The sequence below is a fragment of the Tsukamurella strandjordii genome (assembly GCF_039525985.1).
Taxonomy (GTDB): domain Bacteria; phylum Actinomycetota; class Actinomycetes; order Mycobacteriales; family Mycobacteriaceae; genus Tsukamurella; species Tsukamurella strandjordii.
Genome location: NZ_BAAAII010000008.1, coordinates 357,155 through 366,993 on the forward strand (window position 1 = coordinate 357,155; position 9,839 = coordinate 366,993).

Annotated in this window: 10 protein-coding genes; 3 read left to right on the forward strand and 7 right to left on the reverse strand. The window is 70.7% G+C overall.

Translation table 11 applies throughout. The annotated features are described in order from the left end of the window. Positions 1-6 precede the first annotated feature (6 nt). Genes ABD108_RS16290 through ABD108_RS16300 form a run of 3 tightly spaced genes read left to right on the forward strand, consistent with a single transcriptional unit; the run spans position 7 to position 1,846 of the window. Complete coding sequence (locus ABD108_RS16290) at positions 7-576, forward strand: biotin transporter BioY (RefSeq protein ID WP_220657278.1); 570 nt, start codon at positions 7-9, stop codon at positions 574-576. Then, positions 573-1,274 carry an energy-coupling factor ABC transporter ATP-binding protein gene (locus tag ABD108_RS16295; RefSeq protein ID WP_220657279.1) on the forward strand — a complete coding sequence of 234 codons (702 nt, stop codon included), beginning with the start codon at positions 573-575 and terminating at the stop codon, positions 1,272-1,274. The genes ABD108_RS16290 and ABD108_RS16295 overlap by 4 nt, the downstream gene beginning before the upstream one ends. Beyond that, on the forward strand, positions 1,271-1,846 hold the full coding sequence (locus ABD108_RS16300; RefSeq protein ID WP_220657280.1) for an energy-coupling factor transporter transmembrane component T family protein: 576 nt from the start codon (positions 1,271-1,273) through the stop codon (positions 1,844-1,846). The genes ABD108_RS16295 and ABD108_RS16300 overlap by 4 nt, the downstream gene beginning before the upstream one ends. Positions 1,847-1,851: 5 nt before the next feature. On the opposite strand, the gene ABD108_RS16305 is transcribed toward ABD108_RS16300, so the two are convergent. The 7 genes from ABD108_RS16305 to ABD108_RS16335 form a co-directional block, all read right to left on the reverse strand. Beyond that, positions 1,852-3,021, reverse strand: coding sequence for a N(5)-(carboxyethyl)ornithine synthase (locus ABD108_RS16305; protein ID WP_343930818.1), 1,170 nt, complete (start codon positions 3,019-3,021; stop codon positions 1,852-1,854). Next, positions 3,018-3,146, reverse strand: coding sequence for a hypothetical protein (locus ABD108_RS16310; protein WP_255585603.1), 129 nt, complete (start codon positions 3,144-3,146; stop codon positions 3,018-3,020). The genes ABD108_RS16305 and ABD108_RS16310 overlap by 4 nt, the downstream gene beginning before the upstream one ends. Before the next feature lie 97 nt (positions 3,147-3,243). After that, positions 3,244-4,230, reverse strand: a complete 987-nt coding sequence (locus tag ABD108_RS16315) for an FAD-dependent monooxygenase (RefSeq protein ID WP_343930819.1) — start codon at positions 4,228-4,230, stop codon at positions 3,244-3,246. A gap of 57 nt (positions 4,231-4,287) precedes the next feature. Next, positions 4,288-5,952 carry a TIGR03767 family metallophosphoesterase gene (locus ABD108_RS16320; protein ID WP_343930820.1) on the reverse strand — a complete coding sequence of 555 codons (1,665 nt, stop codon included), beginning with the start codon at positions 5,950-5,952 and terminating at the stop codon, positions 4,288-4,290. A 203-nt stretch (positions 5,953-6,155) separates the two neighbouring features. Beyond that, positions 6,156-7,175 (reverse strand): ABC transporter substrate-binding protein, encoded by a 1,020-nt coding sequence (locus ABD108_RS16325; RefSeq protein WP_305112422.1) that lies wholly within the window; start codon positions 7,173-7,175, stop codon positions 6,156-6,158. 49 nt (positions 7,176-7,224) lie between these two features. Then, positions 7,225-8,052, reverse strand: coding sequence for an SDR family NAD(P)-dependent oxidoreductase (locus tag ABD108_RS16330; RefSeq protein ID WP_220657283.1), 828 nt, complete (start codon positions 8,050-8,052; stop codon positions 7,225-7,227). Positions 8,053-8,054: 2 nt separating this feature from the next. Next, on the reverse strand, positions 8,055-9,839 hold a 1,785-nt coding region (locus ABD108_RS16335), incomplete at its 5' end, for a galactan 5-O-arabinofuranosyltransferase (RefSeq protein WP_343930821.1).

The following is a 9,839-nucleotide window of genomic DNA, read 5'->3' on the forward strand; positions in this document are numbered from 1 at the left end:
TGAACCGTGTTCAACGCTGCGCGCTACCGCGCCACCCCTCGCGATCTGGCTCTGATCGCCGTGTTCACGGCCCTCATGGCGGTGCTCGCCATGCCCCCCGGCATCAGCTTCGGCGGCATCACGCCGATCACCCTGCAGACCCTCGGGTTCATGCTCGCGGCCACGCTCCTCGGGTTCCCCTGGGGCGGTGCGTCGGTGGCGCTGTACGTGCTGCTGATCGTGATCGGGCTGCCGATCGCGGCCGGCGGCCGCGGCGGGCCCGCGGTGCTCACCGGCCCCACCGGCGGCTATCTGGTGGGCGCGATCATCGGTGCGCTGGTGACCGGCTACCTGGTGGACCGCTGGGGACGCACCGATGTGTGGAAGGTGGCCCTGGCCAACGTGATCGGGCTCATGGTGATCGTCTACGCGGTGGGCATCCCGTGGTCGGCGTGGCGCACCGGCAGCGGCCTGTTCGCGCTCGCCACGAACGCGGTGCAGTTCCTGCCGGGCGATCTGATCAAGGTGGCGATCACCGCACTGGTCACGGTCACGGTGGTGCGGGCCTATCCCAGGATCGCGCAGCGCGCGGCGTGATCGTTCTCGACGACGTCTGGCACTCCTACGACGAGCGCACTGTGCTGCGCGGCGTCTCGGCGGAGTTGGCGGAGCGCCGGATCGGGGTGATCGGCGCCAACGGCTCGGGCAAGTCGACGCTGGCGCGCACCTTCAACGGTCTGGTGGTGCCCGACCGCGGCACCGTCGAGACCCTGGGCCTGGACGTGCGCAAGCACCGCACCGAGGTCCGGTCGCAGGTCGGTTTCATGTTCGCCGATGCCTCGGCGCAGATCGTGATGCCCACACCCGCCGAGGACGTGGCCCTCTCGCTGCGGCCGCGCGGCCGGCGGCGCTCCCGGCCGGACGGTGCGCAGTCCGCTCGGATCGCCGCACGAGTGACCGAGATCCTGTCCGAGTTCGGCCTGGCCGACCACGCCGATGCGCCCGCGCAGCTGCTCAGCTCCGGCCAGAAGCAGATGCTGGCCTTCGCGTCCGTCCTGGTCACCGAGCCGAAGATCCTGGTGTGCGACGAGCCCACCACGCTGCTCGATCTGCGCAACGTGCTCAAGGTGCGGGCCCGGCTCGCGGCGCTGGAGCAGCAGGTGATCCTGCTGACCCACCACCTGGAGCTGCTCGACGACTTCGATCGGGTGCTGGTGATGGACGACGGGGCCATCGTCTTCGACGGTGCCCCCGCCCCGGCGATCGCCGCCTACCGGGAGTTGGCGGCGCAGTGATCGGCCAGTACGTTCCGCGTGATTCGCCGGTCCACCGGCTTCCCGCCGGGGTGAAGCTGGTGGCGATGTTGGCGCTGGTCACCGTGCTCGCGATCGTGCCGCGTCCGGTGCCGCTCGCGGTGGCCGCGGTGGCCGTGGCGGCGCTCTTCCCGGTGGCGCGGCTGCGGCCGGTGCACCTGTGGCGGGCCGTGGCGCCCGCGCTGCTGTTCGCCGCGGTGCTCACCGGCTTCTACCTGCTCAGCCAGGGCTGGCCCGACGGTGCGCGCGCCGCCGTCGCCCCCGTGGGGCAGCTGCTGGTGGGCGTGCTGGCCGGCAACCTGCTGGTGTTCACCACGCGGGTCACCGATCTCGCCTCGCTCGCGGGGCGGCTGCTGGGCTGGCGGGTGGAACTGCTGGTGGCCCTGACGATCCGCTCGATCCCCACGGTGATCGCCGTGGTGCGGCAGACCCGCGAGGCGGCCTGGGCGCGCGGGCAGCGCGCCTCGCTGATCAGGGTGCTGCCCACCGTGCTGGTGCGGCTCATCCGCGATGCGGACCTGATGGGTGAGGCGCTGGTGGCCCGCGGGCTCTGACGGCGTCACCCGGCGGCGGGCAGCCCCGGCCGGTGCGGGTACTCCGCCGAACGTCCTTGGAAGGAAAGGATGTTCGGATTCGCGATGCGCCCGTCGCGGATCTCGATGGCGCGGCGGATGGTCTCGTCGCGATCCCAGGCGAGCGGGCCGCCCATCACCGTGCCGAGGAAGGGCAGCAGTGCCTCACTGTTCTCCCAGGTGGCCGAGTTCCACAGGTACGAGGGACTGTGATCGACCGCGTAGTAGGCGATGTGGTCGCCCACCTCGAACATCGGCGCCTCGAAGGTGGTGGGCCGCGCCCAGCTGAACCCCATGGCGAGATCGCAGGAGACGTCCACGATCAGCGTGCCGGGGCGGAACTCGCGGAGGTCCTCGGTGTGCAGGTACACCAGCGGATGGTCGGTGTCCTGGAGGGTGCAGTTGACGATGATGTCCCGCTCGGCGAGGAAGGGCGCCAGGGGAATCCGGCCGCGGTCGGTGATCACATGGCTGAGGTAGGGCGCGCGGGCATCGTGATCGAACTGGGTGATCTGCACCGAGTGGATGGGTGACCCCACGGCGGCCACGGAGCGATTGGTGAGCACCTGCACGTCGTGCACACCGTGGGCGTTGAGGGCGGTCACCGCGCCCCGTGCGGTGGCCCCGAATCCGATCACGACGGCGGTGAGCCGCCGGCCGTAATCGCCGGTGGATCCGGTCAGTTGCAGCGCCTGGAGTACCGAGCAGTACCCGGCGAGCTCGTTGTTCTTGTGGAAGACGTGCACGCCGACGCCGCCGTCCACGGCCCAGTGGTTCATGGCCTCGAAGGCGATCAGCGTGAGGCCGCGGTCGATCGCGATCTGGGTGAGCGTCGGATCCTGGACGCAGTGCGGCCAGCCCCACAGGACGGCGCCCTCGCGCAGGGCCGCGACATCGGAGTGCTGCGGCTTCGGGAGTATCACCACATCGGATTCGGCGATCACCGTCTCCCGGTCGGCGAATCCGCCGACGGTGTCGGCGAGGTCCTCATCCGAGTAGCCGAAACGCTCGCCGTAGCCGCGTTCGAGGGTGGTGCGGGCGCGTATCCCGGGGTCGATGCGGGCCAGGTGGGCGGGGTGCACGGGCAGGCGGTACTCGTTCTCCTTCGCCGAGGTGCCGACGATGCCGAGCGTCGCGGGCGCCCGGTGCGCCGTCATTTCCGCTTCGGATCGAGGTGGTCGTGGAAGGTCCGTTCCACCTTCGCGCGCTTGTCGGCGCGTTTCTCTTTGATCGACTTGGCGGAGGTCTTGGACATGTGTTGCCGTGGCGACTTGTCGCTCATGGTCGTTCCCTTGATCGGAAGCTGCGAATGGCTCCTGGCCTCAACGCTACGCCTCCGCGGCCGCCGTGGGCAGGGGTGCCGTCCCGCGGGCGCCCGATCAGCGCGGCGGTGGGGTGCGGCGGAGGGCTTCGCGGTCGAGGAGCTCATCGAGGGCTGCGGTGACCGCGGCCTCGGCGCCGCTGTGCAGTGCGGGGGTCACGTGCAGCGCGTCGGTGATGGCATCGGCGGCGCCGCTGCCGGAGGCGGGCGATTTCGCGTGTGCCGCATCGCCGATCAGCACGGAGCGTCCCGCACGCCACGGATTGCCGCCGCCGGGAAGGCGTTCGGGGAGCGCGATCTCCCAGATCTGGATCGGCCGACCGGATTGCGCGTCGAGGGCGGCGAGGACATCGGGGCCGAGGCTGAACCCGAGCTCCCCGAGACGGGCACCGTCGGGGGTGCGGGTGAAGGCGAGGGTGCCGCGGGCGTCGGTGAGGAAGCCGGCCGCGGAGCCCCCGTCGCCGCGGAAGAAGGTGAGCACGTTCGGCGCCGGATCGGGTGCGGGACCGCTGAATCCGGGGGCGAAGCGGGCACTGGTCCCGGGCGCGGTGGCGGCGGCCAGGTGGGCGAATCCGGGGGACCGGCGCACGGTGGAGTGCACCCCGTCGGCACCGATCGTCCAGTGGTCCGTCGAGGTCTCGTCGGTGGCGGGGATCGGTGAGCGGAAGCGGACGTCCGCGCCGAGGGCCCGCGCCGCGTCCAGCAGCGCGGCCACGAGGCCGTGCCGGGTGACCATGCGCAGCGGTGCGGGCAGCGGGCGGGTGAGGTCGGCACCGTCGGGCTGGACCAGCCGGATGGCGTCGATGCGGGGTGCGTGGGCGAACAGCTCGGCGACCGGGGCGAATTCGCTCCGCTCGCCGAGTTCGCCGAAGATCGTGGGTGAGAGTCCGAGGAAGGCGCCCACGCCGGTGGCGGCGGCCTCGTCGATCGTCTCGTGCACCACGATCCGCTCGGGTGGGGTGCCGGCCGCGAGGAGGGCCGCGGCGAGCGTCAGGCCGGCGGGTCCGGCGCCCGCGATCCGGATGGTGCCCACAGTTGTTGTCACTCATCCAGTCTGCGGTCCCGGGAGGGCGCGGCGCAACCGCACCCGCCGCGGGACGGGTCACCGGAGCGGGTGGGTGAGCAGCAGCTCGCAGTTGCGGTCGGCCTCGGCGCCGAGCAGCGTGTCGTCGCGGTGCACATCGTTGTACGACAGCTCGCGGTAGAGGCTGGCGAGGCCCTGCGCGCTGAGGTCGGACGGATTGGCGGTCACCGGGCTGTCGGCTTCGATCAGCGGGGTGAACAGGCTGAGCGTGCCGTCGCGGTTATCGGCGACCTCGATGATCCGGGCCAGCTGCGGGAAGTCCACGTGGCTGGCGGTGTTGATCTCCCAGAAGCTCTGCTTCGGCGTGGGTCCGGCATGCGCGATCATCTCGTTCTTGTGGGTGTGCCCGTTCACCCAGGCGATCACGTTGGGATGCTGGGCGAGGGTGGCCACGAGCACCTTGCCGTCGTACTGCTTCTCGCCCGGCTCCTCGGGGTCGGGCAGCAGGGCCGTCATGGACTTCGAGGTGTGGTGGCTGAAGACGATCACCAGCTGGTCCGGGTGGGCCTTGAGCTGGGCCAGCAGCCACGCGAGCTGCTTCTCGCCGATGGTGCCCTCGGCCAGTCCGAGATTATTGGTGGTGTCCAGGGCGATGCCGATCACGCCGGGAGCGAGTTGGAAGGTGTACCAGGTGGGGCCGTCGGGGCTGGCGAAGCCGTGGCCCACGGGGCCGGGGCCGGTGAGTGCGGGATCGAAGTGCCGGCGCACGAATTCGCGCGGGCTGAACGGTGCCCGCTGGGGGTCCGGGGTGACGGGGATGACGGGCCCGGACAGCTTGAGCTGGGCCAGCATCGGTCCGAGCTGCGACGGATCGGTGGTGAGCGCGCGGGCGATCGCGAGCGCCGCCGGATCGGTGTGCGGGATGTCGAGCTTGACGGGCGAGAGGTAGAGCCAGTCGGCGATGCCGTTGGGCAGGGTGCCCAGCAGGCTGTCGTCGTGGTTGCCCACCACCGCGTACCAGGGGGTGCGCAGTCCCGGACTGGTGTGCGCACCGATCGCGGCCTTGAGGAATCCGGGGATCTGCTGGAAACCCTTGTCCTTGTACATGTCCCAGTACGGCGATTCGGGCTGCCAGTACAGTGCGGCGCCCTTGGCCTGCAGGCCCTCGAAGCGGTCCGGTGCACCGGTGTTGGGCACGATGGTGCCGCCGGAGAGCACCGTCTGGAACCAGTTGAGCTCGGCCAGTTCCCGGTTGTCGGTGTTGTCGCCGGTGGTGATCACGCAGTCGAAGGGGCGGCCGGTGAAGGGGCCGCCGGCCAGCGCGTTGATCCGCTGCACGAGCGCTACTGCGCCCTGGGTGGTGAGTGTCTCCTGGGGCCGGAAGGCGGGGCCCTGGAACGGGTGGACGAACTCGAACCGGGCGGGGCTCTGCGCGTCCACGATGTGCATATCGGTGATCTGCACGAAGGAGGCGAGGGGCGCGCGGGTGGTCTCGCGGGCGGCTCCCGCGGTCGCCAGCTCCTGGCGCACGTACAGCGGCCACCCGGTGCCGGGGACCAGCGGGCGGTAGCCGCCGGCGCGGGCGGTCCCGGGGACGCAGACGCGGTCGAGGGTGGTCCCCGCGGTGCCGGTGGCGGTGGCGATTCCCGGGACGGCGTGGGCGTAACGGGTGGTCACGGTGCTGGTCGCGGCCACGGCGAGGGTCGCGGCTCCGGCGCGCAGGAAACTCCGACGGGAGGTCATGCGGGGAACCTTAGAACAACTCCGTTGTCCAAGTCACAAAAACCACATGAACAACATGCGACACAGCTGTAACATATGTCACAGCGTGTCAAAGCGCAGGTCCCGGCAGGGAGACGGTGTCCCCACAACGCCTCGGCCTCCCCTACGCAGCTGCCTAGGGGAGGCCGAGGATGTGCGGGGAGGCGCGCTCCCCGCCGGGGCGGCTACTTCGCCAGGAACTCACCCAGCTGCGTCACGATGAGGTTCGCGCCGGTGGGGCCGAGGCCCAGGTACCAGACGTCGTCGTCCACCCGGAAGGCCTTACCGCGCTGCACCGCGCCCAGCTGCGACCACGCCGGATTCGCCAGCGCCGTGCTCTCGCCGGTCACGTCGGGCTTGCCGTAGCTGGAGTAGAAGAGGTAGTCGCCGTCGGCCTTGGGCAGGTTCTCCAGCGAGATCTCCACCGCCAACTCGTCGACGTTCTGGTCGGCCGGCCGGGGCAGGCCCGCGTCCTGCAGGATCACGCCGATCAGCGACTTGTTCGCGTACAGGCGGGTCTTGCCCGGCATGAACCGCAGCAGCGAGATCGTGGGCTTGGCGCCGGTGAACCGCGCGCTGAGGGCCTTGGCGTTGTCGGCGTACCGGTTCAGCTGCTCGACGGTCTTCGTCTCCTCGCCCACGGAGGCGCCCACCAGGCGGAAGTTCTCCTTCCACGGGAAACCGGGACGGATCGACAAGACGGTGGGCGCGATCGCCGAGAGCTGCGGGTACAGCTTGTCCACGCGCAGCTTGCTGCCGAGGATCAGGTCGGGCTTGAGCTTGGCGATGGCCTCGATGTTCACGCTCTGGATCTTGCCGACCCGTTCGACGCCCTCCACCTTGTCGGCGAGGTAGCTCGGCACCGGGCTGCTGCCCTCGGTCTCGACCATGCCGACGGGCTTGATGCCCAGGCTCAGAACGGAATCCAGCTCGCCGGTATCGAGGACGACGATGCGCTCGGGCTTGCGGGGGATCTCGGTGATCCCGGCCGCGTGCCGCACCGACCGGGGGAAGACGCCGGGCTTGGCATCGGTGCCGAGCTTCGCGGTCTCCGCATCGGCCGTGCCGAAGCGCTCGCCGCCCGTGGCGACGTCGGCGTTCCCGGAGCCCTTGCCGTCGTTCGAGTTCGAGCAGGAGGCCACGCCCACGGCGGCGGCCAGCAGGACGACCGCGGGCGCGAGCCGGCGGGCGAGAGTTCTATGCATCACCGGGGTAGCGTACGCCACCGCTTAGGTGAGGCATATCTAAGTTCGGTCAGGTAAGGGACGAGATGGTGCGGTCGGAGGCCGACGGGGACAGTAGGTCCACCACCGGCAGCACCGCCCTCAGCGCGGCGGGCGAGACCTCGATCGGCTGATGCGTCACCGCGCGCACGATCCAGCGCCCCGCCTCGTCGGGCTCCAGGGCGCCCACGGCCTCGTACTCCTCGGTGGGCGCGATCATCTCGGTGCGCACCAGGGGGAAGTAGACGTTGGTGGCGTGCACGCCCGGATGCGGCCGCTCGGCGTTCAGGCTGCGGCCGAAGATCGCCAGCGCGCTCTTGGAGGCGCCGTACGCGGAGAACCGCGGGAAGGTGTTGGCCAGCAGGCCCCACGTGCACACGTTCACGATCTGCCCGCGTCCGCGCTCGATCATCCCCGGCAGCACGCCGAGCGAGAGTTGCACCGCCGCGAAGTAATTGAGGTTCATCGTGCGCTGGAAGTCGTGGAGCCGATCGGTGGAATCGGCGATCGACCGGCGGATGGAGTGCCCGGCGTTGTTGATCAGCACGTCCACCTCGCCGAGTCCCGTGAGCAGACCGTCGATCGACGAGGTATCGCTCAGGTCGCAGACGCGGTACTCGCCACCGGTGATCGCGCAGAGCTCCTCGAGCTCCTGTTCGCGCCGGGCCACCGCGATCACGTGGGCGCCGCGCTCGGCCAGCTGGATCGCCGCCTCACGGCCGATGCCCGACGAGGCGCCGGTCACCACGATCCGCAGTCCACGCAGGGTGCGCCCCGGTCCGGACAGTGCGGCGTCGACGGGGCCGGGCAGCAGGCTGCGACGCTGCAGGAACTCCTGGACGGTGCGGCGAACCGACATGGTCACTTCCTCACGATCACGACGAACGGACCGACCTCGGTGGAGGTGAATCGCGGGTCGGCGAAGAGCTTGTCGGGGAAGGTCACGGTGTAGCGCCGCACGTTCGGATCGTTCGGGTACACGTCCTCCGCGAGCCGCAGCGCCAGGCCGTCGGAGGATTTGCGGAAGACGAAGGCCGTGGGCGCGCGCCAGGGCGCACCGTCGAGCGCGGCGATGAAGTCGTCCGCCGAGGTGAGTTTCGCCCAGGCCTCGATGGCCTCCGAGCGGGCGGTGAACTGCGCCAGGGGGTTCGCGTAGTTGGAGGTGAGGTTCTGGAAGCCCCAGTACGGGTAGATCGCGAGGAAGCCGTAGTCGGCGGTGAGCACCACGGTGTCCGTGCGGGGCTTGCCGGTCGCCTCCAGGATCGCCTTGTCCACATCGCGGTACGACGATTCCGCACCCGCCGGCCGGCGGTCGCCGCGGTTGCCGTCACCGTCGGTGTCCGAGTACGCGACGGCGATCTCCCCGGCCAGCTGCGCCGGGATCGTCTGCGCCACACCGATCGCGGCCACCGCGGCCAGGATCACGCCGGCCTGCCGGTAGCGCGGGTAGCCCTCGCCCAGCGAACCGGCGATGGCCACGGCGCCGAGCGCGCCGGCTGCGGCGAGCAGCACGTGGAGCACGGGTTCGGTGCGGAAGCCGAGCAGGGTGGTCTGCGCGACGGTGGCCACCATCGACAGCAGCGCCCACAGGTACACGCCCACGATGCCGATCCCCAGGGCCTGGGCCTCGGGGGTCGACCGGAACCGCACCAGCACCCACACCACGCCGATCAGGGCCAGCGCCCCGAGCAGCGAGAAGTGCAGCATCGGCATCGGGAGCACGGCACCCTGTTCGGGCAGGTAGTGGAACGCCGAGCCGCGCGACTCCGAGGGCTCCCTGGCCATCCGCAGCAGGAAGGGGCCGTACGCGGGCAGGCCGATCACGATCGTGATGAGGCCGATCACGGTGACCCGCGCCGGAATCCGCCAATCGACCCGGTGCTCGCGCGCCCACGCCGCGATCAGGGCCACCAGGCCCATCAGCACCACGATGAACGCGGCCACTCCGAGGTAGAGCGTGTAGAACCACAGCGCGCCGCCCAGGTAGACGGCGGTGATCGCCAGCGCGAGCCGGTCCCCGCGGGTCACGGCGCGCCAGGCGAAGATCAGCACCGGCGGCAGCAGGATGGTGACCACGGCGCCGTACGGCTCGGCCGAGCCGTAGAGCAGCATCGCGATCGTGGTCGCGAGGCTCGCCGCGATCGCCTTCGCGGGGCTGACCAGCGCGAACCACAGTGCGAGCGCCAGCGCCGCGGCCACCGCGAGCGAGAGCACCGACCAGGGCTGGAAGGCCGACCAGCCCTCGAACCCGAAGATCCGCGCGAATCGGCCGCCCAGCCAGAACCAGCCGGGGGAGTACAGCGGGGGCATGTCCGCGTAGGTCATGTCCGCCATCCGCGGCGATGAGGTGAACCGGGTCAGGAACTCGGTGCGGAACTGCTGGTCGACGGAGATGCCGCCCAGGTACAGCTTGGTGCCGCCCAGGGGCAGGGCCAGCGTCGCGGTGACGAAGCCCGAGAGGGTCGCGAAGGACAGCAGCCGCAGCGGACGGGCGTACCGGCCGAGGCTCAGCGTCCACGCGCAGCCGGTGAGGATCACCACCGCGGCCACCTGCGCGACGGTCGCGAGCGAGCGCGTCACGTTGGAGCTGCTGTAGGCGGGCCACTCCACGGATTGGATGGCGTACCACCCGATCACCGAAACCGC